General features: G+C 45.7%; 23 protein-coding genes and 1 pseudogene. 8 read left to right on the forward strand and 16 right to left on the reverse strand.

Annotated features, from left to right (window positions below):
• Window positions 1–23: 23 nt before the first annotated feature.
• A complete protein-coding gene (locus tag IPJ02_09265) occupies window positions 24–3,611 on the reverse strand; it encodes a T9SS type A sorting domain-containing protein (protein ID MBK7375729.1) in 3,588 nt (1,195 codons plus the stop codon).
• A gap of 100 nt (window positions 3,612–3,711) precedes the next feature.
• On the opposite strand from IPJ02_09265, the gene uvrB reads away from it, so the two are divergent.
• The 5 genes from uvrB to polA all read left to right on the forward strand — a co-directional run bounded on the left by uvrB (window position 3,712) and on the right by polA (window position 10,922).
• On the forward strand, window positions 3,712–5,751 hold the full coding sequence (uvrB, locus tag IPJ02_09270) for an excinuclease ABC subunit UvrB (protein MBK7375730.1): 2,040 nt from the start codon (window positions 3,712–3,714) through the stop codon (window positions 5,749–5,751).
• A gap of 42 nt (window positions 5,752–5,793) precedes the next feature.
• On the forward strand, window positions 5,794–6,495 hold the full coding sequence (locus IPJ02_09275; GenBank protein ID MBK7375731.1) for a ParA family protein: 702 nt from the start codon (window positions 5,794–5,796) through the stop codon (window positions 6,493–6,495).
• A gap of 223 nt (window positions 6,496–6,718) precedes the next feature.
• Window positions 6,719–7,450 carry an esterase gene (locus tag IPJ02_09280; GenBank protein MBK7375732.1) on the forward strand — a complete coding sequence of 244 codons (732 nt, stop codon included), beginning with the start codon at window positions 6,719–6,721 and terminating at the stop codon, window positions 7,448–7,450.
• A 70-nt stretch (window positions 7,451–7,520) separates the two neighbouring features.
• Window positions 7,521–7,940 carry a hypothetical protein gene (locus IPJ02_09285; protein MBK7375733.1) on the forward strand — a complete coding sequence of 140 codons (420 nt, stop codon included), beginning with the start codon at window positions 7,521–7,523 and terminating at the stop codon, window positions 7,938–7,940.
• A 120-nt stretch (window positions 7,941–8,060) separates the two neighbouring features.
• Window positions 8,061–10,922, forward strand: a complete 2,862-nt coding sequence (gene polA / locus IPJ02_09290) for a DNA polymerase I (protein MBK7375734.1) — start codon at window positions 8,061–8,063, stop codon at window positions 10,920–10,922.
• 65 nt (window positions 10,923–10,987) lie between these two features.
• Here polA and IPJ02_09295 read toward each other — a convergent pair whose 3' ends face one another.
• A complete protein-coding gene (locus tag IPJ02_09295) occupies window positions 10,988–11,290 on the reverse strand; it encodes a hypothetical protein (protein MBK7375735.1) in 303 nt (100 codons plus the stop codon).
• On the opposite strand from IPJ02_09295, the gene IPJ02_09300 reads away from it, so the two are divergent.
• Window positions 11,289–11,939, forward strand: coding sequence for a DsbA family protein (locus IPJ02_09300; protein MBK7375736.1), 651 nt, complete (start codon window positions 11,289–11,291; stop codon window positions 11,937–11,939). The genes IPJ02_09295 and IPJ02_09300 overlap by 2 nt on opposite strands.
• A gap of 57 nt (window positions 11,940–11,996) precedes the next feature.
• Here the strand turns inward: IPJ02_09300 and IPJ02_09305 are convergent, their stop codons facing one another.
• The 11 genes and pseudogenes from IPJ02_09305 to IPJ02_09355 all read right to left on the reverse strand — a co-directional run bounded on the left by IPJ02_09305 (window position 11,997) and on the right by IPJ02_09355 (window position 17,825).
• Window positions 11,997–12,872: a sulfurtransferase gene (locus IPJ02_09305; protein MBK7375737.1), complete on the reverse strand. Its 876-nt coding sequence runs from the start codon at window positions 12,870–12,872 to the stop codon at window positions 11,997–11,999.
• A 97-nt stretch (window positions 12,873–12,969) separates the two neighbouring features.
• Window positions 12,970–13,427, reverse strand: a pseudogene (locus IPJ02_09310) (DUF1801 domain-containing protein).
• Between the two features lie 7 nt (window positions 13,428–13,434).
• Window positions 13,435–13,836: a hypothetical protein gene (locus IPJ02_09315; protein MBK7375738.1), complete on the reverse strand. Its 402-nt coding sequence runs from the start codon at window positions 13,834–13,836 to the stop codon at window positions 13,435–13,437.
• A 53-nt stretch (window positions 13,837–13,889) separates the two neighbouring features.
• Window positions 13,890–14,414 (reverse strand): DinB family protein, encoded by a 525-nt coding sequence (locus tag IPJ02_09320; GenBank protein ID MBK7375739.1) that lies wholly within the window; start codon window positions 14,412–14,414, stop codon window positions 13,890–13,892.
• A gap of 1 nt (window position 14,415) precedes the next feature.
• Window positions 14,416–14,880: a hypothetical protein gene (locus IPJ02_09325; GenBank protein ID MBK7375740.1), complete on the reverse strand. Its 465-nt coding sequence runs from the start codon at window positions 14,878–14,880 to the stop codon at window positions 14,416–14,418.
• The gene (locus tag IPJ02_09330) at window positions 14,877–15,224 is read right to left on the reverse strand and encodes a TfoX/Sxy family protein (GenBank protein ID MBK7375741.1); all 348 of its coding nucleotides are present in this window, start codon (window positions 15,222–15,224) and stop codon (window positions 14,877–14,879) included. Before IPJ02_09330 ends, IPJ02_09325 begins: the two co-directional genes overlap by 4 nt.
• 5 nt (window positions 15,225–15,229) lie before the next feature.
• Window positions 15,230–15,730, reverse strand: a complete 501-nt coding sequence (locus IPJ02_09335; GenBank protein MBK7375742.1) for an SRPBCC domain-containing protein — start codon at window positions 15,728–15,730, stop codon at window positions 15,230–15,232.
• 17 nt (window positions 15,731–15,747) lie between these two features.
• The gene (locus IPJ02_09340) at window positions 15,748–16,257 is read right to left on the reverse strand and encodes a nuclear transport factor 2 family protein (protein MBK7375743.1); all 510 of its coding nucleotides are present in this window, start codon (window positions 16,255–16,257) and stop codon (window positions 15,748–15,750) included.
• Window positions 16,258–16,267: 10 nt separating this feature from the next.
• Window positions 16,268–16,651: a VOC family protein gene (locus IPJ02_09345; GenBank protein ID MBK7375744.1), complete on the reverse strand. Its 384-nt coding sequence runs from the start codon at window positions 16,649–16,651 to the stop codon at window positions 16,268–16,270.
• Entirely contained in the window at window positions 16,648–17,304 is a 657-nt protein-coding gene (locus IPJ02_09350; GenBank protein ID MBK7375745.1) for a hypothetical protein, read from the reverse strand. Before IPJ02_09350 ends, IPJ02_09345 begins: the two co-directional genes overlap by 4 nt.
• Complete coding sequence (locus IPJ02_09355; GenBank protein ID MBK7375746.1) at window positions 17,301–17,825, reverse strand: hypothetical protein; 525 nt, start codon at window positions 17,823–17,825, stop codon at window positions 17,301–17,303. The genes IPJ02_09350 and IPJ02_09355 overlap by 4 nt, the downstream gene beginning before the upstream one ends.
• A 323-nt stretch (window positions 17,826–18,148) precedes the next feature.
• Between IPJ02_09355 and IPJ02_09360 the strand changes: the two genes are divergently transcribed.
• On the forward strand, window positions 18,149–19,033 hold the full coding sequence (locus IPJ02_09360; protein MBK7375747.1) for an RnfABCDGE type electron transport complex subunit D: 885 nt from the start codon (window positions 18,149–18,151) through the stop codon (window positions 19,031–19,033).
• A 23-nt stretch (window positions 19,034–19,056) separates the two neighbouring features.
• Window positions 19,057–20,532: a DUF2330 domain-containing protein gene (locus tag IPJ02_09365; GenBank protein MBK7375748.1), complete on the forward strand. Its 1,476-nt coding sequence runs from the start codon at window positions 19,057–19,059 to the stop codon at window positions 20,530–20,532.
• Between the two features lie 110 nt (window positions 20,533–20,642).
• On the opposite strand, the gene IPJ02_09370 is transcribed toward IPJ02_09365, so the two are convergent.
• The 3 genes from IPJ02_09370 to IPJ02_09380 are packed head-to-tail and all read right to left on the reverse strand — an operon-like array spanning window position 20,643 to window position 21,917.
• Window positions 20,643–21,044: a hypothetical protein gene (locus tag IPJ02_09370; protein MBK7375749.1), complete on the reverse strand. Its 402-nt coding sequence runs from the start codon at window positions 21,042–21,044 to the stop codon at window positions 20,643–20,645.
• Between the two features lie 43 nt (window positions 21,045–21,087).
• Window positions 21,088–21,579, reverse strand: coding sequence for a hypothetical protein (locus IPJ02_09375; GenBank protein MBK7375750.1), 492 nt, complete (start codon window positions 21,577–21,579; stop codon window positions 21,088–21,090).
• Complete coding sequence (locus tag IPJ02_09380; GenBank protein MBK7375751.1) at window positions 21,579–21,917, reverse strand: hypothetical protein; 339 nt, start codon at window positions 21,915–21,917, stop codon at window positions 21,579–21,581. The genes IPJ02_09375 and IPJ02_09380 overlap by 1 nt, the downstream gene beginning before the upstream one ends.
• Between the last annotated feature and the right edge of the window lie 3 nt (window positions 21,918–21,920).

The following is a 21,920-nucleotide window of genomic DNA, read 5'->3' on the forward strand; positions in this document are numbered from 1 at the left end:
TTTGTTCTTCGATCAAAATGGTTTTATTGTTTCACCAATCTTTCCAGGTATGTCTTTTTATCTGCCTCCACTTTAATATAATAAACACCCGGGGCTAAATTTTCTACATTCATCACATAAACACCACTTGCACTGCTGCTCATTGCCTGGTCCTTCACAGTCCGCCCGGAAGCATCCGTAATGCTTATACTGACCGCCTGGTGCCTGAAAGGAAGAATGATCCGCACAGTGGATGAAGCAGGATTGGGTTGTACGATGATCTTATTCCCGTCGTCATCGATCCTTGCCTTGCGGATCTCAGAAAATCTTTCGGTACCGTCAATATCCACCTGGAGAATCCGGTAATAATACCACAACCCTTTTGCTACATTATAATCAACAAAATTGTATTGACTGGGCTGGTTGCTGTTTCCACGGGCGTTCACAGTACCAATGGATGTGAACTGCACCCCATCTGTACTTCGTTCCGCTACAAAATTCTTCGTATTGATTTCTGCTTTGGTTGTCCAGTTAAGCACGATGGACTGGCTGAGCGGTTTTACGGTAAACTGCAGGTCATGTACCGGCAGCGGTGTCGGGCTTCTGTCTGTAAGAAGGAACTTTGAAAACCCTGTAAAATCACTGGTGTATGCTATATATCCTTTGGTGGCACGCTGGTCATCAACAATGGTGGGCGCTACCACGGTACCGCTGATAGTGGCACCCAAAGGATCGCTGTCTGCTGCTTTCAAAATATTAAGATTTGGTACAGCGCTTCCCCATACGGATACTTCGGCATCGGTAAAATAAATGGTTGCCCGGTAAGAACCTGCATAAGCAGCATCCGGTGTCAGTTGTATGACTTTATCGCTGCGGAAAGCACTCACACCATTGATCGTTGCAGATTGCCTTCCCGTTCCGGCTGCTGCCACGGTGGCGTTGAGACAGCCTATATTGGTCATATTTGTTATGGATGTGATCAGTTCCCCATCAGCACCGCTTTGCAATGATGCAGGCTGGATACCGGTAATATATCCACTGCCCGAGCTGGCAGCAGCCGTTTCCACTTTTACACCTTTAACAAACACCGCTATGGTATCTAATGTAAATGGCGGGTTCGTACCGGCAGTATTATCGTTTTCCCAATAGAAGGCAACATAGAACTGTTGTCCTTTTAAAGACGCCGGTAAATTCACGGTAAGATTTGCGGCGGTAGTTACACCCTGCAAAACAGTGGTACCGGGTATATTGCTGAACGTGGTACCATTCAGTGAATACTGAAGGCGGCCAAAATCATAATAGGTACCGCTAAAAAGCTCTCCATTACATTTATAGGTTATAAATAACTTTAAGGAATCACTTGTACCGGTAATTGCAGTTGCATCAATGAGCGGAGACCGCAACCTGGAAGTAGCCGTAGCCGTGTTGGTATAAGCAAGTGGTTTGGTAACGGTATTGTTGGTAATGTGCGCAGCCCCCCCGGAAGTTCCGGCAGCCCCGTTAGCGCTATACGTCCACACATTGGTGCTGCCTGTGCTTGCGATCGTCCATGTACCCGATGGGCCGGGGGTTGCGGCAGTTCCAAAACCTTCTGATAGCAGAATGAGGTCTGTCTGCAGGGGTGATGCAAGCTGGTCATTATCGTAAATGGAAAAGTTACAGGTCTGGTTGAAGGCATCCGCTACCGCATTTCCGCCGGAAGCATTGATGCTGTATGATAGCTGCAGGGTTTCTGTTCCCTCAAAATTATTATCGGCAAAAACCCGGATGGTAACCGGTTGTGATAATGTGCCGCTGTTCAATGTTACCGATGCCGGGGTAACAGTATAATCCGACCCGCTGGTGGCGGTTCCGGATGTATTGAATGTTATGATCGCCGGTTGGGAAGGGGCTGCTTCAATCACTACGTTCACCACATAATCCCTGTAACGCTGGCAGCCGGTCCCAACTGTTTTTAAACTGTCTTCATAAACATGTACCTCGTTTGTATAGAATCTTACTTTGGGCTGTGCATTACAGTTATTCAGGTTAAAAGTGGCTATACGGGTTTTCCAGGTGGTAGAACCATTATTATGCTGGGCTGTAAGCCAGAAATCACGGTCGGTAGCGGGGTCAATGGTTAGCACATTATAATCGCCATAACGGGTACTGCCATTGGAAGCTGTTCCGGCAATGATGGTGGTTTCCGGCAGCGTCATAGTACCCAGCGGATCACATTCGTTACGGGCAGTAAAACGTATGGATGGATTAGCTGTGGTTCCGGAAACATTATATACCAGGCCGATGTTACCAATTGCATCATAACAAACAGAGCCAAGCCAGCGCTCATTTCCATCAGGTGCCCAGGTTGCCTCTTGATAAATACTCCAGCTCCCGGTATTCCGAAGTTCCATCCAGCGGATACCTCCCTTTCCGGCACCATCGGCATCTACCGTAAAATTGCAGACAATACCCTGGTGGGTTCCAAAATTCCGGTATACAATTTTATTGGTGATCCGGCCAGCCAGGTCTTCCAGGTCGGTAGTGGTATTTGTCTGCTGGTCAATGCAACGTCCACGGGTGGCTGTACATAATTGTTCATCAAAAGCTGCTGTCGCAAAACGGACAGGGGTGGAAATTACCGTATTGGCAGGGGTAACAAAATCAGGTGTCATGGTGATCATGTATATCGAATCCACATCCGCCGGGTCACTGGTGAACGCATTGTCGGTATAATAAAGAAAGCTTCCTTTCATACCGGCCGGGGGTGCCGTTGTTCCTTCAATGGTTACCGGGGCCATGGAAAAATAACGGCCATCAGCATTGGTAAGTCTTGTTCGGATCGCTGTTACTGTGGGATCTCCTGCCAGCATTTTGGTGCGGTCAAATGCATACACGGAAGAGCCCAGGTACGCAGAGCCTGCTGTGTTGAAGTCATTTGACGTGGCATAATAGGCATCTGTCCAAACTGAGAATTTAGGAAAGTCAACAAAAAAACTGTTATCGGCAAATGCATACACATACCAGTTCCCCAGTGGATTATCTGTAGCAGAAACTGCCAGGATAAGGGTGTTGACGTATGAAGTGATCCCCCCGGTAAAACCAAACTCGGTAAGCAGCCAGCGTTTGGCCAGTTGGTCGTATAAAAGAATAGGGTCTCCGGCACCCTGCACACCGGTGATATTACTGAAATTAAATTGGGCCGCTGCCTGGGTGCCGTCTTTATTAAAGATCTTCATCAATGAACCACTGCCTGAATTGATCATTTGTATCACATGGTTGGGTCCCGTCGCGATCACGGGGTCTGATGGATTTACGGATGTGTATCCCATCCCATCAATATTGGTGCCTACCGTGGCAGATGCAAGATTGTTAGGCGTGCCGGTGTTTTTAAGAGTCTGCAGTACGGGGTCTGTCATGGGAGGATTTTCCTGCATGAACGGATGGATGACCGCGGTCTTTTTGGCAACACCCACCAGCCCGTTCTCATCCCGGGTTATGCGTGGGGTAAAGGGTATTGCTCCCCCATCAGCGATCTGTGGCTTTCTGACAGCAACCAGCTTGCCTTGTATAACCACAGGGGCAGCCTGTTGAGCATGAACACCAATAACTGAGAATACAGAAATGACGGCGATGGGTAGAATTTTCTTCATTGTAAAATTGATTAATGTTAGGGAACATAAATATAGAAAAAATAACAGAGCCGGTTCCCCATCAATTTGTTGCTGTTTAAACTTAATTTGCGCTGCTATTATGTCTTTCCAGCTTCATTCCACCTATTCCCCTGCCGGTGATCAGCCGGATGCCATCCACCAACTGACGGAGGGGGTACTTAATGGGGAAAAATATCAAACCCTGTTGGGTGTTACCGGCAGTGGTAAAACCTTCACCATGGCCAATGTGATACAGAACACACAAAAGCCAACACTGGTCATCACCCACAACAAAACACTCGTGGCGCAACTATACGGTGAGTTCAAGCAGTTCTTCCCGGAGAATGCAGTGGGTTATTTTGTTTCTTATTACGACTACTACCAGCCCGAGGCTTATATGCCCGTAAGCAATACCTACATTGAAAAAGACCTGAGCATAAATGAAGAGCTCGATAAGCTTCGCCTGCAGGCCACTGCCCAGTTATTGAGCGGGCGCAGGGATATCATCATCGTAGCCAGCGTGAGCTGTATTTATGGTATGGGCAACCCAACCGATTATGAGAACGGGATCATCCGTATCCACAAAGGACAGGTTATTTCCCGGCAGGGATTTTTACATGCGCTGGTCAACTCCTTGTACAACCGGAGTGAAGGTGATTTTACAAGGGGCACTTTCCGGGTAAAGGGAGATACCATTGACATTAACCTGCCTTATGTGGACTTTGGATACCGCATCAGTTTTTTCGGAGACGAGATCGAGACCATCGAAACACTGGAACTCAGCAGTGGAAAGCGAATAAGTGCTGTAGAGAATGCTGCCATTTTCCCGGCCAACCTGTATGTAGCGCCGAAAGATGTATTGCAGCAGGTGGTGCATGAGATCCAGGATGAGTGTGCAGCACAGACAACCTACTTTAAAAACTCAGGAAAATTCATTGAAGCCCAGCGCATCAGCGAACGGGTGGAATACGACCTGGAAATGATGCGGGAGCTTGGCTACTGTAACGGCATTGAGAACTATTCCCGGTTCTTTGACCGCCGCAGGCCGGGTACAAGGCCTTTCTGCCTGCTGGATTATTTTCCCAAAGATTTTTTGTGCATCATAGATGAAAGTCACCAGACCATTCCGCAGGTAAGTGGTATGTATGGCGGGGACAGGAGCCGTAAACTTATCCTGGTTGATTATGGTTTCCGTTTACCCTCGGCATTGGATAACCGGCCTTTAAATTTCACTGAGTTTGAAACCCTGGTGAACCAAACTGTTTTTGTTTCAGCAACACCGGGTGATTATGAACTGGAAAAATGCGGTGGCGTGGTGGTGGAACAGGTGGTGCGGCCAACCGGCTTATTGGATCCGCCCATTGAAGTACGCCCGTCTGTTAACCAGATCGATGACCTGCTGGATGAAATTGATAAACGGGTAACAAAGGGCGACCGGGTTTTGGTAACCACCCTCACCAAGCGAATGGCCGAGGAGATGGACAAATACCTGCACCGCATCAACATAAAAAGCAAATACATCCACAGCGAAGTGGATACACTGGAAAGAATTGAAATACTCCGGGAACTACGACTCGGTAAGATTGATGTGCTGGTTGGTGTTAACCTGCTGCGGGAAGGACTTGACCTTCCCGAAGTTTCGCTGGTGGCAATACTGGATGCCGATAAAGAAGGTTTTCTTCGGAATGAAAAAAGCCTGACACAGACTGCCGGTCGGGCTGCCCGTAATGTGGATGGGCTGGTTATTTTTTATGCCGATAAGATGACAGAAAGCATGCAGAAGACCATTGATGAAACGCACCGGCGGCGGGAAAAACAAATGAGCTATAATATTGAACACCATATCACCCCTACCACCATTAAAAAAAGCACAGAGCAGATCATGGCGCAGGGCTCGGTGCTGGATGTAAAGGGATACGATCCGGCCAACCCTTATTCCCTGGCACCGGATGAAGAACTGGTAACCGTTGCTGCCGAAGAACAGGCTGTGTATTCCACCATTCCCCAGTTGGAAAAAGCAATTACCAGGATCAAAAAAGACATGACCAAAGCCGCCAAGGACCTCGATTTTATGGAAGCTGCCCGGCTGCGGGATGAGATGTTCCGTATGCAGAAGAATTTAGAGGAGATGAAGAAATAATTTACTACCTTAACCCTCCTTTAGTATTTAAAACGTCGTTATATGACAACAATAGCTCTGTATAACCTGAAGGGCGGTGTTGGTAAAACCGCCAGTTGCGTAAACTTTGCTTACCTGGCTGCCGCGGATGGTTATAAAACCCTTTTATGGGATATAGACCCCCAGGGTTCTTCCTCTTTTTATTATAAGGCAAAACCGAAGACACATCCCGGCATAAAAAAACTGGTTACCAAAGATGCTGACCTCGAAAACGCCATTTTGAGCACTGATTTTGAACTGCTGGATGTAATACCAGCAGATAATTCCAGTAAAAGTTTCGACATCATGCTGGAAGAAATGAAGGGCAACAAGAACCGCCTGAAATCGATCTTAAAACAACTGCAGGGCGAGTATGATTTCGTTTTTATTGACTGCCCCCCGGGCTTTAGCGTTTTGAGTGAGAATATTTTTAATGCGGCAGACATAGTGCTGATGCCTGTCATCCCGACAACGCTCTCCATCCGCACCTATCATATGGTGAAGGATTACTTCAGGGAAAAAGACCTGGACATGAGCAAACTGATGTGTTTCTTTACCATGACCGACCTGCGTAAAAACATGCACAATGAGATCATGGATGAGCTTTATAAAGACAAACGCTTCTTCCAGAATTATATCCCCTACCTGTCCGATGTGGAAAAAATGGGCATCCACAAGGCCCCCATCATGGAATTTGCCAACAGCAGCTATGCTGCCCAGCAGTGACAATGGGAGCTTACAGAGACGCCAGATTGACAGAGAAGGGCCGATTGTTATAAAAGAATGAAGCGGCCGATCGTTCTTAAAAAAAAAAAATAGAAAACGGAGAACGGAGAAATGCAAGTAGAAAATAAGGTGGTGGTAGAATTGAAGAGAGTAGACTAGCCTTTTAAGATCAAAAGAATTATAATTAATTAGCCTTGTGCATCTTTGTGAAACAACTAACAGTATGAAAAGAGAACTTAACTCCTGGTACAGCCCGGCCCTGCAAAAAGATATGCCCATCGTTACCTATGGTGATTATGGCTTTGCCCTGTTATTCGTACCCACTGCTGCGGCAGATTACCTGGAGTACGAACGTTTCCAGATGATGGAGACCCTGGCGCCTTATATCAATACGGGCAAAGTGAAAGTGTATTCCATCAACAGCATCAATAACGAAAGCTGGCTGAATACCGAAATGGCTGGAGAGCACAAAGGGATCCGGCATAACCAGTTCAATGAGTATGTCTTTAATGAAGTGGTTCCCTTTATCAAAAACAACACGTCCGGCGAGACTCCCATTATAACCTGTGGCGCATCTTTTGGTGCCCTGCACAGCATGAACCTGTTCTTAAAACGCCCCGACATCATCAACGGGGTGATCGCCATGAGCGGCGTATATGACCTTACCGAATATTCAAAGGGGTTTTTCGACGAACAGGTCTATTTCAACAGCCCCATGCATTATATGGAGAACCTTGCTGACCATTCCGTATTAGAACAGATCCGGAAAAGTCCGAATGTTCATATATTAACCGGCAGCGGCTCCTACGAGGACCCGAATGCTTCGCGGGCCTTTGCCGGACTGCTTTACAACAAGGGTATTAACTACGAACTGGATGTTTGGGGCGAGGAATGGAAGCATGATTGGCCCACCTGGAGGGCCATGTTGCCTGCTTACCTGGATTCCAGGTTCTGATTCCCTGCCGGCTGCACAATAAAAGAATGGCTTTTGCTGTTATAGGGTTATCCTAAAAATCCTAAGAACAGTGAAAAAACCATTCCTGCTTTTCACCCTCAAGTGTACTGTAATATTATACTTTGCCGCCTGCACGGGGATCAATAGTTACACCAATTCGATCGCCGCCACCCCCCATGTAACAAAAGGGACATGGAAAGTGAACCTTTTAACCACCACCGGTACAGATGAGACCAGGCAACTCAACGGGTATGACCTTACTTTCTCCCCTTCCGGAAAGATCACCATGCAAAAGAACGGGGAAATAATAACCGGCAACTGGTCAGAAGATGAAATAGAAAAAAGGATCACCATTAACCTCGACACCCGGGACCCTGTATTGGAAAAACTGAATAATTACTGGGACATTTCCATCGCTACAGATAAAAGCATTCAATTAAAAGATACTGAAAAGGCCTCCGGTGGCCGGTTACAGATAACGAGCTTATGATAATATGATCAATGTTTTAGTTTGAGTTTAAAGATCTTAAAAAGCTGTTCCAAAATGGAGCAGCTTTTTAAGTTCCGGCATGAAGTTGACGGACGGGCATATTTGTTTTACTTTTATGCCATGTCTAAAAAACTATTCCTGTTAGATGCATTTGCACTGGTTTTCCGTGCCTACTATGCACTCATACGCAACCCCCGCATTACCAGTAAAGGCCGGAACACGAACGCCCAGTTTGGTTTCACCAATACGATCCTGGAGCTGATAAAGAACCAGAACCCCACCCACATGGCGGTGTGTTTTGATACGCATGCACCCACCGAGCGCCATACCGATTTTGCCGATTACAAAGCCAACCGGCAGGAAACACCCGAAGATATCCTGTCGGCTGTGCCGGACATCAAACGGATCATTGAAGGGCTGAATATCCCGGTCATTGCACTGGATGGTTATGAAGCAGATGATGTTATTGGCGCCTTGGCTAAGAAAGCGGAAAAAGAAGGCTATGAAGTTTATATGGTGACCCCCGATAAAGACTATGGCCAGCTGGTATCAGAGAACATTAAGATCTATAAGCCGCCCTACCAGGGCGGTAAGTTTGAGATACTGGGGCCAAAGGAGGTTTGTGAAAAATGGGGCATTGAGAATGTTGACCAGGTGATCGATATCCTTGGACTGATGGGTGATGCGGTCGATAATATACCGGGCATTAAAGGCGTAGGTGAAAAAACAGCTGCCAAACTGATAAAAGAATACGGCAGCGTGGAAGGCGTTCTTGAAAATGCCGAAAATATAAAGGGTTCCATTGGTGAAAAAGTGCGGGCCGGCAAAGAACTGGCAGTAATGAGTAAAAAACTGGCTACCATCATCACCAATGTACCCGTGGAATTCCACGAAGAGAATTTCAGGATCAGGGAAATGAACAAGCCTGCCCTGCGTGAGATCTTTGAAGAACTGGAATTTAAGACCCTCGGTAAGCGGATATTGGGAGAAGAGGCAGACGGAATCGGGAATGTAGAATTGGGTAATAAGGAGAATTCAACAGCAGAAAGTAAAACAAAGGGCACTTCCCCGCAAATGGACCTGTTCGGCAATATCATTGAACAACCACAACCGGAAACCGTTGAAATAAAGATAAACGGTGAAGGGTCCGTTACTACGATTGACAGGAATATTCATAATACGCCCCACGATTATAGCCTGGTTCAAACCGATACAGAAATAAAGGACCTGGTCAGCTATTTGTCCGGCTTCGGTGAAATTTGCTTTGATACAGAAACCACCGGCATTGATGCAAATGATGCGGAGTTGGTAGGACTCAGTTTTTCGGTCAAGCCCGGGGAAGGATTTTATATCCCATGCCCGAAGACTAATGAAGATTGTATTAAACTATTAAACAACTTTCAACGATTGTTCAACGATTCCTCCAAAACCTGGATCGGGCATAATATCAAGTACGATATGCTGATCCTGAAATGGTATGGGTTTGAACTGGCGGGAGATGTCTTCGACAGCATGCTGGCCCATTTTGTTATTGAACCTGATGGCAAGAACGGCATGGATGCCCTGAGTGAAAAATACCTGGGTTACGAACCGGTGCATATTGAAGAGCTGATCGGCAAGAAAGGGAAGGGACAGGGAAATATGCGGGATGTGGAGCCGGAAAAAATAAAGGATTATGCCGCCGAAGATGCGGATATCACCTTGCAGCTAAAAAACATCTTCCTTCCAAAACTGAAAGAAAAAGAAGTGGAAAAGGTCTTTTATGAAGTGGACAATCCCCTGGTAAAAGTTTTGACTGCCATGGAATTTGAAGGCATAAAAGTGGATGAGGGCTTTTTAAATAATTATTCCAAAGAACTGGAAAAAGAAGCCAGGGCAGCAGAAGAGGCCGTTTATAAACAGGCGGGTGTTCGCTTTAACCTGGCATCACCCAAACAATTAGGCGAAGTGCTGTTTGATAAGATGCAGATAGATCCCAAAGCCAAAAAAACAAAGACGGGCCAGTATGCCACCGGTGAAGATGTGCTCTTAAAGCTGGCCACTAAAAATAAAATAGTGGATGATATCCTTGCCTTCCGGGAATTCACCAAACTGAAATCCACCTATGTGGATGCCCTGCCCCTGATGATCAATAAAAAGACCGGCCGGGTACATACTTCGTATGCACAGGCGGTGGCGGTCACCGGCAGGCTTAGCAGCAACAACCCCAACCTGCAGAACATCCCGGTACGGACAGAAAGGGGCAGGGAGATAAGAAAAGCATTCATCCCCAGAGATAAAGACCATGTCCTTGTTTCGGCCGATTATTCCCAGATCGAGTTACGCATTGTGGCTGCCATCAGCGGCGATGCAAACATGTGTGATGCTTTCCGGACCGGGAAAGATATTCATACCGCCACGGCAGCAAGGGTTTTTAATGTAGCAGAAAAAGAGGTGACCAAAGAAATGCGCTACAAGGCCAAGAGTGTGAACTTCGGGATCATTTACGGGCAGGGTGCTTTTGGACTGGCAGAAAACCTCGGCATCGGCCGCACAGAAGCAAAGGACATCATCGATAATTATAAGAAACAGTTCCCCAATATCCAGAAGTACATGGACGACACCATTCACTTTGCACAGGAACATGGCTATGTGCAAACATTGATGGGACGCAAGCGCTGGCTCAGGGATATCCACAGCGCCAACTTTACCGTTCGTGCCTTTGCAGAACGAAATGCCATCAACTCACCCATACAGGGAAGCGCTGCCGATATGATCAAGATGGCGATGATAAAGATCCACCACGAATTCAATAAGCATAATTTCAGATCAAAGATGCTGCTGCAGGTGCATGATGAATTGGTTTTTGATGCACACATACCGGAACTGGAAGAAATAAAGCCCATTATCCTTGACTGCATGCAGACAGCACTTGCTTTGCCTAATGATGTTCCAACGGATGCAGAGATAGGGGCTGGAGTAAATTGGCTGGAAGCGCATTAACAGAAAAAGTCATCAATCAGGATGGACTTCTTACCGAACCCAGTTTGCACATAGCTCCGTATCCATTATGTATAATGTCTCCTTGCAGAGATGGTTTTTCTGCGGCGATGGATATTCCATAGATCTACCGCGTTGAATCTTCTGTTCCGGGCGGCATATTCAAATGCCAGGGTTTCCTTTACATCCCTGGCCAGGGTTTCCATTTCTTCTTTGTTCATTTTCTCCTGGATCTCCATTCTTGTCTTCATGGCTTTTTTTGTCACAAAGTAACGCCACGCAGTATTCTGTAATGTCCTGTAACCTCCTAACGGCGGCATTAAATTATCGAATGGCCTGGTTACCGGTATTTGATGCGATATTTGCTGCATGAGGCCGATCCTTATTTACTGCTATGATGCCTATTGCGGCTGGTGCTATGGGTTCAGTCCCGTGATCCGGAAAATTGCACAAGAATACAAGGACCGGCTGGATATGGAGGTATTAAGCGGTGGCATGATGACCGGCGAAGGTATAATGCCTATTGAAAAGATCGGGCCATTCATTCAAACATCCTACAAAAGCGTGGAAGACCTTACCGGCATAAAATTCGGGGAGGATTTTTTATGGCATGTTTTTAACCCGGAACAAAGTGACTGGGTGATGAATTCCGAAAAGCCAGCCATTGCACTGTGCATCTTCAAGGAATATTACCCGGAGCGGCAGCTGGAATTTGCCACCGATCTGCAATATGCATTGAATTATGAAGGAAGGGACCTGGATGACGATGAAGCCTACCGCCACCTGCTGGAAAAGTATTCCATACAACCGGAAGCATTTTACGCCAAACTTAAAAGCGAAGCATATAAAGAAGCGGCTTATTATGAATTTGCCCTGTGCAAACAACTGCAGGTAAACGGTTTTCCCAGCGTTTTTATACAAACCGGTGAATTGAAATTTGTGATGGTGGCGAGGGGATTTACTGCTTTGGAGGAACTGAGCAGCCGCATTGAAATGGTTTTGAAAGAACCGGCTGCATAGCCGTCCATTTACCCTCCCCCTGTTAAAGCGGGTCTTATTCCCAACCATTCGTAATTCCTATTCCTTTTTTGTCTTCTCCATCGGCAATTCAGGTATCCGGCTCCACTCCTGCATGCTGCCATCATACAATTTCATTTTATAACCCAGGGAACGGCCAATGAGATAATCCACACTGGCGGTTTGCCCGATAAAACAATACACGACCACTTCTTTTTGTTTATCAGGCACGACAGCAGAAAAATTCTTTTCCAGTACCTGAACCGGTTTTAAAGTATTGGTACTGTCAATCATATCCGGGTAAGGAATATTCTTTGCTCCGGTAATATGGCCATCCCTGGGATTACCGGTTGGGTCCCCGTCATACCAGCGTTTGGCTCTTGCATCTACCACTTCTGCAGATCTAGCCTGCAAAGATTTTAGAACATAAAGTTTATCAACCAATGCGCCGTTTACTGTTGCAACATAATTTCCTTTTTTATACACGGATGGCTTGCCTGTTACCGGGTACCCGGCTTTTTTCCAGGCTTCAATGCCTCCGTTTAAAAAAGAAACTTTGCCCTGCAGTCCGAAATGCTCCATTGCTAAAAACATTCTTGCGGCAATGGTTACATCAGCCCCTTTATGACAAATAATAATCATTGAATTTTTATTGATGCCCAGATCCTGCAGCACTTTGGTGGCAGTTCCAGGATCGGCAGAAACCATATTGGCTTCAGGTGTGTTAAAGGCCAGCCACTCAGGCCAGAGAAAGCGGGAGCCTTCAATATGCTCACGGTCATAATCGGCTTTAACGATGAATCCGGTGTATAATATTACCAGGTTGGGATTATTGATATTTTCATTCAACCACTGCGGCGATACAATAACGGGTTGTTGTGCTTTTGCACAGAATGAAAAAAGCACGATAACTAAAAAAGTTGCGATTTTTTTCATAACGCTGGTTTTATTCAGTAAAATAGAGAGAAAACCGGGTGCTTCATGGGTTTCTTGATAAGCGGTACAGTTGTCTCCACCAAAGGGGCGGTTGCGCTTATTTCCGCTTTAGATTTTTCTCATAGGTCTCGATCCATTTCTCTACACTGACCTTGCTGCACAGTTCCCCGATCAGCTTATAGGGAATGTTTTCCGGTTTTTTGAACCGCATGCAGCTTTTACCCATATCCAGTTTACCCAAACCAGTTTTTGCGTATTCATCAGTAAACCATTTTAACAGTTTAGGGTCGGCATAAATACCCATGTGATAAAAGTTAATGCTGTTTTTTGCGAAGCCATCCCTGCAAAGGGTAATGGGTCTTTTGGGTTACAATGATATCCGGCCGGGTAAATGGAATGTGGCACACAATAGCCCATCATACCGTAACCCATCACTTCTTTAAATCCTTTGGGCAGGTTCTTTAAAACAACTTTACGCAGTTTGCTGAAAGCTTCCTGCCTGTCTGCAGGTATTTCTGCAATATATTTTTCGGGGGTGTCTGCTTTTGATTGCATAGACAGGTTATTTATTGTTAGCGGTTGAATACGCTCCTGCTACAAATACAAAGATCAATGCAGTACAGAGCGTGGGAGGAAAAAAAGTGAACACAGCCATGGCAGCAAACAAGGCTCCAAAGACCAACGCTTCAATAAGCAACAAGCCTTTCCATATTTCTGCAGCAAGATTTTTCTTTTTTAAATACCAATTTAATGCTGCCCCAAATAAGCAGAGAAGGGTAAAACTGAGGCTCAGCCCCGTAAACAGATCCGCAAAACTGGGATGAAAGCCCATGCCGGAATCCGGTTTATAGTTACTTGTCAGGTCAAGGAGTTCTTTCTCGGTCTCATTCTGTGGCTCGGGCTTCATAAAAAAGCTTAGTGAATGAAATACTGCAGTCAGTAGCTGGGTGATGATGGCCCCCATATCCAGAAAGAAAATTTCTTTAGCATAGCAGTTAATTTATACAGGAAGATAATTTAAAAACTCAGTATGCGGAAAAATTCCGGCCAGGGGCCCATCTCTTCTTTATATTGTTTTGCCATTACCCTTGCTATCTGCGCCAGGTGCGTAAGATCATGTGCCACCCAGGTGGCTAATAAATTCCGCAGCGTCACTTCACCCAGCACCGGGTGCATGCCTTTCCGGTCCATGTCTGCTTCGGTCAAATTCAATGACCGGAACCAATTCATATTTTCCTTTCGCAGGATTGCAAATTCATCCAGCAACTGCTGCATTGTTTTCCCCTTGCTGGCTTCATACATCGCGGTCCTGTCCCAGCGCTCAAAGGTTTTGGTGTTTCCGAACTCAAGGATCATTTTTGCCCGGGCTGTCCAGTCTGTTTTTTCCCCGTGTATCAGGTGTCCAACCACATCATACGGCGAAAAGGTTTCAGGCCCTTCGTTGGGCATGATCCAGTCATCACTTAAGCCGGCAAGCAAAGCCTGCAGAACAGCTGGCGACCTGTCCAGTATCTCGTATGATCTTTCTAAGCTGTATTTCATCCTATTGACGTTTGTAATAAAAATTCTGTCGTTTCCCTGTTTCGGTACCATCATCCACAAATGCATGTATCGAATCACCTGTTACAAGCCGGTAAACGATCCGCTTCGGGAAGTCATGAGCAGGATTTTCAAAAATAAATACATCATTTTCCGCACGGGTCATTTTGAAGGCAACCGGTTGATTGTTATTCTGGTCTTCAACCGCTGATGTATATAATATCCCTTCTTGGGTGTTTGTTAATGCAACCCGTTCATTTATGATGGTATCCGTTCCCCGTATCATATAGCCCTTACCCTGCAGGTGATTGTCGTCTGTCTTCTTCCATTCTTCGCAGATGGCGCCCCGCCTGGTTGTCATTTTCCAGGTCCCCTCCAGGATGTATAATTTTTTAAATATCTTATTGTCTGTTAAAAAGAATGCGCTGAAACACAGAACAACGGCAACCCCGGGTACAATTCTTTTCATTTCCTTTTCTTTTTAGAGGTTTTGGCAATCTTGTTAAATTCCAGGGCCAGTATTATCCAGTACTCCAGTTTCTTTTTTGTGTTGAGTACACCTGCATCCACAAAAACATATCCCTTCATGACCTTACCGGTAAAGTCCATCGGCATGCATCCATCTTTTTCCATTACCTCATCATAGCGCCCGGGATCCAGCCTCACCATTAATCTTTCTTTCTCAACACCCACGCACATTTTATCATTCACCATAAAGCAAAGGCCCCCGAACATTTTTTTCTCTTCGGTGATCCTGTGAGTAAGAGAAATAATCTCCCGTACCCTGCCGGCAAGTTTTTCATTATAAGACATCCTGATCAGGAATTTATAACATGTTGTAACTTTTCGTCTTTATTCCGGAGATCGATTCCTCCTTCCAGCAGGGATTTAAGGTTGGCCAGGTAAAAGGTCCAGCCTGTTTTACACCCCAGGTGCCAGTAATGCATCCCTTGTTCATCCGTTGGAATACTGTCCTGCACCAACTCAACGATATGCCGGCCTTCCTCATTCTTAATGGTTACCGAGCAGTCTCCAGCTTTTCCAAAACTGAATTTAAAAAAATCCCTGCCATTGCAATCCAGTATATTTCCATACTCGGCCGTTTCATCATTCCAGCCATGCCAGCGCCACGTATAGGTATCGCCTGCCTGAACAGGTTCATTGTCATCCCGCAAATTCCCGCCGGGTTTTTTGTATTCACTCAGGCGCAGGAACCAGTACTCCATGCCCTCCCGGGTTGCCCAGCACCAATAAAGTTTTTCGATGGGGGCATTCACATTGATCCTTGTCACAAAACGGCTCCAGTCATATGTACTCATACCATTCCTATTTGGACTTACTGTTTCGCTTCCATAGGAAACGCTTTGGCAAAACTTTCTTCACTTGCTCCCTTCCCGGTATCGGCATCCACCAGTACCTTCCAGGTACCATCTTCTTTTTCAAGCACTACAAAGAACCTTCCGTAATAGGACCTTGGTTCTTTTCCTTCCTGCATAACCGTTCCTTTATAATACCCGCTTTCCCAGGCTTTGTTTCCGTTGCTTATCCTTTTATCAAACCGCAATTCAAACAAGCGGTCTGTCTTCTGTTTTGGATTTTTGTTATTTGCCTCTCCCGCCGGAAAATATTTATCAAAATCAAGTATTACCCCCCGGTCAATTTCCACCCTTGTAATTCCTTTGCTGTGTACACTGCTGAAAGCAGCTTTATCTCCCGAAACAAGATGCGTAATAAACGGTTTCCATACCTGGTCATTTATTTCCTTTACCCATCTCAGGCTATCGGATTGGGCATTTACAAAATAAAAAAACAGAACAGCAACGCTGAGCAGCAAATGCTTTTTCATAGCAGTTATTTTATTGAGGAACGCTGTGAAGCCCGATACGGTTGCCTTCTGTGTCCATTATCACCGCCATAAAACCATACTCAGGACTTATTTCCGTTTTAGGCAACAGAATGCTTCCACCTGCCCCCTGCACTTTATCCAGTACATGCTGTACATCCGGGTTGCCATTCAGGTAAATTAACGGCCCCTCGGTTGCAGATGCTTTATGAAAGCCGCCGCTGTCGACCAGGGCCCCCCCAACCTGGGTCATCATATCATCCAGGGGAAACATGCGCATTTTGATATTAGGCATATCCATTGGCATCATACTTATACCAAAGATGGCTTCATAAAATTTTTGTGCCCGGTCAATGTCGGTGGTTGGTATTTCAAACCAGCTGATTGCATTGTTCATTGTGTTTGTTTTATTTTATTACAGATCGTAAGAATTTGGTCTTCCCCCAGTTCCAGTGCTTTAAAATCTCCTGCTTCTTCTTTGATCATCGTTGCGGTTCCCATCATACTGAAGTATTTAAAGCGGTGTTCCAGTTTTAATATTACCCCTCCGCCGGCTTTTTCTCCATAAATATCCCAGTTATAGGCCCTGTGTTTCTGGTACGTGGAAGGGGATACTTTTTTTTCTTTACTAATATAGTATTTAACCCATGAATTCATTTTCTGCAGTTCCAGCACCGAACAGTTTTGTTCCAGCACCTTTTCCCCGGTATCATATAATCTCCAGCTGATGACGGAGTCTGTTGCAACCGTATAGTCTTCGCATTCATAGCCTAGGCCGTTGCTTCCTGCTGATACGGCCTTACCCAGTCTGCCGGAATAATAGTAAACAGTTGTGTCTTTCCCCAGGAATTGGCTTTGGTAATCATCCAGGTCGTACCTGAAAATACTCTTTACAGGCCTTGCGTTTGAAAGCGAATCCGCATTGACTGAGTCGCTGCTGTACGTATACGCGTATTCAATCAGCCCGGTAAAGTATTTTTCACCGCTTTTGTCCCTGCACCCGGCATGAACAAACAAAACGAGCAGCATATAAATATAACCATTCTTCATTTTATTCTCCGGTATTCCAGGTCGTATTCGGTTGCCCAGGTAGCTCCCTTGTCTTTTGATATCTCCCCATGCTGCCGGAGCTTTACCGGGTCCAGGTTTGTAAATGTTATTTTCCGTATGGCCATGGTATCCTTATTGAACTTAAAAGGAGAAGAGCTGAAGATGATCTTATTCTCTTCAAACTTTCCCTGCAGGTATTCATTGCTTCCCCCGGTATTATCCACCCAAGTCTGTTGCCATTGCCTGGTGGCGGCATTATACGTGTTAAAGCTTTTACCGGCATAACGAAGACCCTGCTGCAGCGATGCGCTGGTCCATTCTTCCAGGATAACGCAACTGTCCAGGATCAGGCTGATCTTACTGTCGCCGGCTTTCTTCCCGTTTACTCCAAAAGCCTCCCATTCGCCGATCCAGAAATCAAATTGCCTGTATTCCGGCCGGCTGCAGGGGAGTTTGCCACTTTGTGCATTTGCTGCAGAGATCAGCGTACTGAGAATAAGGAGTGTAATTAGCTTTTGCATGTTCGTTTTTTAGTGCAGACAATAATCTGGTTCATTCTGCTTCCCTGCCGGTCAAGCTATGCACCCGTTCATCATTTAATTGCGCCCGGGGTAACTGCTCGTTTTCTATGCCTTTGGTTTCCCGTTGTTCAGCCCGGTTGCCGGTTGCCTCATTTTATTTCAAAGTAAGAAATTTAAAATAACCCGGAACGGATTTATGACAAGCGGCGATGCAACGGCCCGGTTTTTTCCATAAACATTTATTTACGGTTCGTTTACCATTTTTTAACAACTGAATTGTGCAAACCAAAAGGCAAATTCATCCTAGAAGCAAATCAACTGTTATGCAATTGCCTTCCCTGTTTACAGATGCCCGTTATTTCCAGATCATCTTCCAATCTGCTTTTTTAAGCTATGGCCTCTTCTTTCTTCATTGGGATAATGAAGCATGGCTGTACGCTACTTATTTTATTACCAGCCTCATCACACAGTTCGTTTGTGAACGGGTATTGGGCAAAAAAAATATTCCGTTATGGCAACGGTATAAAAAAGGCATTCCCTCTGTGCTGATATCATCCTTCGGATTAAGCCTGCTGCTGAAAACAAATGACCCCTGGGTGGCTGTGCTGGCAGCGGTTGTTTCCATTCTTTCCAAATTCATCATCCGCATTAAAGGCAAACATATTTTTAATCCTTCAGCGCTTGGAATCACTGTTGCTGTGCTTCTCACGGGCAATGCCTGGATAAGCCCCGGCCAATGGGGAAGCGGGGCAGTAATATTGTTTGGGGTTTGCAGTTTAGGGTTTGTAGTTACCACAAGGGTTCAGAAACTGGATGTGAGTCTTTCATTCCTGGGAACATTTGCTGCCCTGCTGTTCATAAGGCAGGTCATTTATTTAGGGTGGCCGATGGATCATTTCATTCAATCGGTGAGTACCGGCAGCTTATTACTTTTCTCTTTCTTTATGATCACGGATCCAAGAACAACACCCAATCATAGTGTGGTAAGAATATTGTGGAGTGCTGCCATCGCTGCTGTCGCATTTTACTTAAGTGCTTTTAAATTCATGAACGGTGCTCCCATATTCGTGCTGGTGCTTGCACAGCCTCTGGTACCCCTGCTTGATATACTGTTCAGGGCCCGGAAGTTTGAATGGGGATCTTCAAAAAAATTTACACCGCAGGAAGCGGAATTCCTGCAAACGGTCTACAGCAGGTCAGTTATGTAATTATTCAACTCAAAAAATAAATTATGAAAAAGAAAATTCTGATCATCGGGGGATTTATTGTCCTGTCGCCGGTATTGTACTCCTTCTGCGGGTTTTATGTGAGCAAGGCCGACGGCACGTTAAAGAACAAGACCAGCCAGGTCATCCTGGTGAGGGATGGCAACAGGAATGTAATTACCATGTATAACGACTTTAAGGGCGATACCAGGGATTTTGCCATGATAGTGCCGGTGCCGGTTGTTTTAAGGAAAGAAAACATCAAAGTAGTAGATCAATCTATCTTTCAGAAACTGAATGACTACAGTGCGCCAAGGTTGGTGGAGTATTGGGACCAGAATCCTTGTTATGATTATGAAGCATTGTATGAAAGAAAGTCAATGGCGCCAGCGGCTGATTTGAACAGGGCATTAGCCGGGAAAGTAGCGGGGGCACAAACATCCGTAAAAATAGAAGCCAAATACATTGTTGGCGAGTACGATATACTCATCCTCAGTGCTAAAGAGAGCGGTGGTTTAAAAACCTGGCTCAATGAAAATGGCTATAAGATCCCTGCCAATGCAGAAGAGGTGCTGGACCCGTACATAAAAAGTAATCTCAAATTCTTTGTGGTGAAAGTGAACGAAAAAGAAAAACAGAAACTGAATAATAATTTTCTCCGCCCGATCCAGATCAGTTTCCATTCTCCCAGATTCATGTTGCCCATACGGCTTGGCATGGCCAATGCCGATGGTGACCAGGACCTGGTGGTGTATGCCTTCACCCGCAAAGGCAGAATTGAATGCACCAACTACCGGAATGTGAACATCAGCAGCAATAAGAATATCCCCTTGTTTGTTCAGAAGAACTTCGGAACGTTCTATGGCAACCTGTTCTCCCGGCAATGGAAAACCGAAGATAAGAGTGTTGCCTTCCTGGAATATGCCTGGAATGTTACCCCCATTAACCCCATGAAATGTGATCCCTGCGTGGGTAACCCGCCAACAGAACAGGACCTGGTGCAGAGCGGCGTATGGTGGCTGAATGGAAAAGACTGGAGCGATTACAGCGATATTGACAACGACGAACCGGATAACGGAAACAGGAATGTACATTTTACGCGGCTGCATTTCCGCTATAACCGGAATTCCTTTGCACAGGACCTGATGTTCCAGGTAACGCCCAATACCGAAAATTTCCAGGGAAGGTATATCATCACCCATCCTGCCACCGGTGACTTTAATTGTGATGCCGGGAAAAAATACCTGTATGACCTGAAACAAAGAAGAAAAAAGGAATTACAGGAACTGACCCGGCTTACGGGGACCGATATCAGCAACTGGCAGGAAGATGCCATGGCAAAAAATGATGAGGCCGCACATAAGAATGTTCAGTATGCAACATTGATCCCTGAATACAGGCATGAAATGGAAAATAAAAGAACTGCCCCTTCCGGAATTATTTTATTAAGTGCGGTGGTCTTAGGCGGGGCAGGTTTATTGCGCTGGAAGGGGTTGATTTAGAATGGTTGCTTTCCCGGATCCTTATTACAGAACCCCCACTCAGTCGGGGGTTCTGTAATAAAAAAGGCTCCGCCAAAGCGGGAGCCCTTTTATTCGCATTCACCTTTAAACTATTGTCCGCCTCCGCCACCACCGCCAGCTGGTCTTTGCGGCCTGGTAGAAGGTTCAATTTCCTCGATCCATTTTTTCATTTGCTCAGCGGTAAATATCGCTTTCAGTTTACCATCCCTTACATCAGAAAGTTCTTTGCGTTTTGCTGCAAAAGCTTCCCGGTCGAAACTGCCGCTGGCACGCATTTCTTCCATTGCTTTTTGCTGCGTGTTGTAAAACTCGGCAATGATCGCTTCTGCTTTTGCCTTTATTTCAGCATCCATATTCAGGGGAGCCATTTTTTCAACAGTGGCTTTTGTTCTTTCTTCAGGGGTCATGCGCTGACCGCCGCCTCCCTGGGCATTTACTGTGGTTATGCTGATGATGACCGCAGACGCCATTAATAACAATTGTTTTTTCATCTTATTTAAATTAAAGGTTTACGATATCGTGTGATCTTAAAGATCATTTGGCGGGTTTCTTTCTTGCTTCACCACCCCGCCGGTTCAATATTTTTACAAACAGGGAATCAAACTTTGGCAATTGGTCCTGTGTACAAAGCATGCGGATGCTTCTCAGGTGATTGAACATCTGCAGTTCCATTGTTTTTTGTGAAGCCGCTGATTGGTCGGCAACAAGGTTCATGACAGAGTCGGAAAAATCACCTGCAGCAAGTTGCCTGAACTGTTTATCCTTTGACGCCCGGTGGCTTTCAAACATCTTTTTTACATTTTCCTGGTGCCTTGTGCTCAGGGTATCGTATTGCTGAAGCTGTTGCGGCGTAAATCCTATTTCCTTTTTCAGGAATTCCGCGATCATGGTTTTCCGGTCGGGTCTTTTCTCCATTCGCCGGTCGTCCTTCCTCATCACAAAGAAAGCAACCATGGCAATATTTGCAACCAGCAATATGGCTATCACCAAAAGAAAAACCTTGCTCCTGTTTTGCTTGTTTATCATTATGGTTGAGTGTTTTCAGTATCATAAATAGTGGCAACGGTATACGAGAATTCATCCGTTGGGGACTGGGCAACCTGCTCGGTTGCCGCACCGGGATTGGCGGGCCGGTTGAACATCAGCACCGCCAGGTTTATCAAAATGATCATGCACAAGCCTGAAAAGGCAACTACAGGCCTGCCAATGAACCAGCCGGCTTTTTCCCATACGGATTCAACCTCCCTGTTCATGCGTGCATGTATACGGGTAAGCAGGAATGGCTTAGCCTCCGCACGGCTTACAGCGTCCACACTGGCCAGTGTTTCGTCAATGAGCTTGTCTATATGTTCTTTCTTATTCATAAC

This window comes from Chitinophagaceae bacterium (genome assembly GCA_016710165.1).
Taxonomy (GTDB): Bacteria; Bacteroidota; Bacteroidia; order Chitinophagales; family Chitinophagaceae; genus Ferruginibacter.

Bases quoted from the DNA above. Each gene is read 5' to 3' on its own strand.
- IPJ02_09280 (MBK7375732.1), top strand. From the start codon at position 6,719: ATGAAAAGAGAACTTAACTCCTGGTACAGCCCGGCCCTGCAAAAAGAT.
- IPJ02_09330 (MBK7375741.1), bottom strand. From the start codon at position 15,224: ATGTCTTATAATGAAAAACTTGCCGGCAGGGTACGGGAGATTATTTCT.
- IPJ02_09375 (MBK7375750.1), bottom strand. From the start codon at position 21,579: ATGATAAACAAGCAAAACAGGAGCAAGGTTTTTCTTTTGGTGATAGCC.
- IPJ02_09360 (MBK7375747.1), top strand. From the start codon at position 18,149: ATGCAATTGCCTTCCCTGTTTACAGATGCCCGTTATTTCCAGATCATC.
- polA (MBK7375734.1), top strand. From the start codon at position 8,061: ATGTCTAAAAAACTATTCCTGTTAGATGCATTTGCACTGGTTTTCCGT.
- IPJ02_09275 (MBK7375731.1), top strand. From the start codon at position 5,794: ATGACAACAATAGCTCTGTATAACCTGAAGGGCGGTGTTGGTAAAACC.
- IPJ02_09365 (MBK7375748.1), top strand. From the start codon at position 19,057: ATGAAAAAGAAAATTCTGATCATCGGGGGATTTATTGTCCTGTCGCCG.
- IPJ02_09370 (MBK7375749.1), bottom strand. From the start codon at position 21,044: ATGAAAAAACAATTGTTATTAATGGCGTCTGCGGTCATCATCAGCATA.
- IPJ02_09380 (MBK7375751.1), bottom strand. From the start codon at position 21,917: ATGAATAAGAAAGAACATATAGACAAGCTCATTGACGAAACACTGGCC.
- IPJ02_09295 (MBK7375735.1), bottom strand. From the start codon at position 11,290: ATGCAGCAAATATCGCATCAAATACCGGTAACCAGGCCATTCGATAAT.
- IPJ02_09320 (MBK7375739.1), bottom strand. From the start codon at position 14,414: ATGAAATACAGCTTAGAAAGATCATACGAGATACTGGACAGGTCGCCA.
- IPJ02_09315 (MBK7375738.1), bottom strand. From the start codon at position 13,836: ATGGGGGCCATCATCACCCAGCTACTGACTGCAGTATTTCATTCACTA.
- IPJ02_09335 (MBK7375742.1), bottom strand. From the start codon at position 15,730: ATGAGTACATATGACTGGAGCCGTTTTGTGACAAGGATCAATGTGAAT.
- IPJ02_09325 (MBK7375740.1), bottom strand. From the start codon at position 14,880: ATGAAAAGAATTGTACCCGGGGTTGCCGTTGTTCTGTGTTTCAGCGCA.
- IPJ02_09305 (MBK7375737.1), bottom strand. From the start codon at position 12,872: ATGAAAAAAATCGCAACTTTTTTAGTTATCGTGCTTTTTTCATTCTGT.
- IPJ02_09345 (MBK7375744.1), bottom strand. From the start codon at position 16,651: ATGAACAATGCAATCAGCTGGTTTGAAATACCAACCACCGACATTGAC.
- IPJ02_09265 (MBK7375729.1), bottom strand. From the start codon at position 3,611: ATGAAGAAAATTCTACCCATCGCCGTCATTTCTGTATTCTCAGTTATT.
- IPJ02_09340 (MBK7375743.1), bottom strand. From the start codon at position 16,257: ATGAAAAAGCATTTGCTGCTCAGCGTTGCTGTTCTGTTTTTTTATTTT.
- IPJ02_09300 (MBK7375736.1), top strand. From the start codon at position 11,289: ATGAGGCCGATCCTTATTTACTGCTATGATGCCTATTGCGGCTGGTGC.
- uvrB (MBK7375730.1), top strand. From the start codon at position 3,712: ATGTCTTTCCAGCTTCATTCCACCTATTCCCCTGCCGGTGATCAGCCG.
- IPJ02_09350 (MBK7375745.1), bottom strand. From the start codon at position 17,304: ATGAAGAATGGTTATATTTATATGCTGCTCGTTTTGTTTGTTCATGCC.
- IPJ02_09355 (MBK7375746.1), bottom strand. From the start codon at position 17,825: ATGCAAAAGCTAATTACACTCCTTATTCTCAGTACGCTGATCTCTGCA.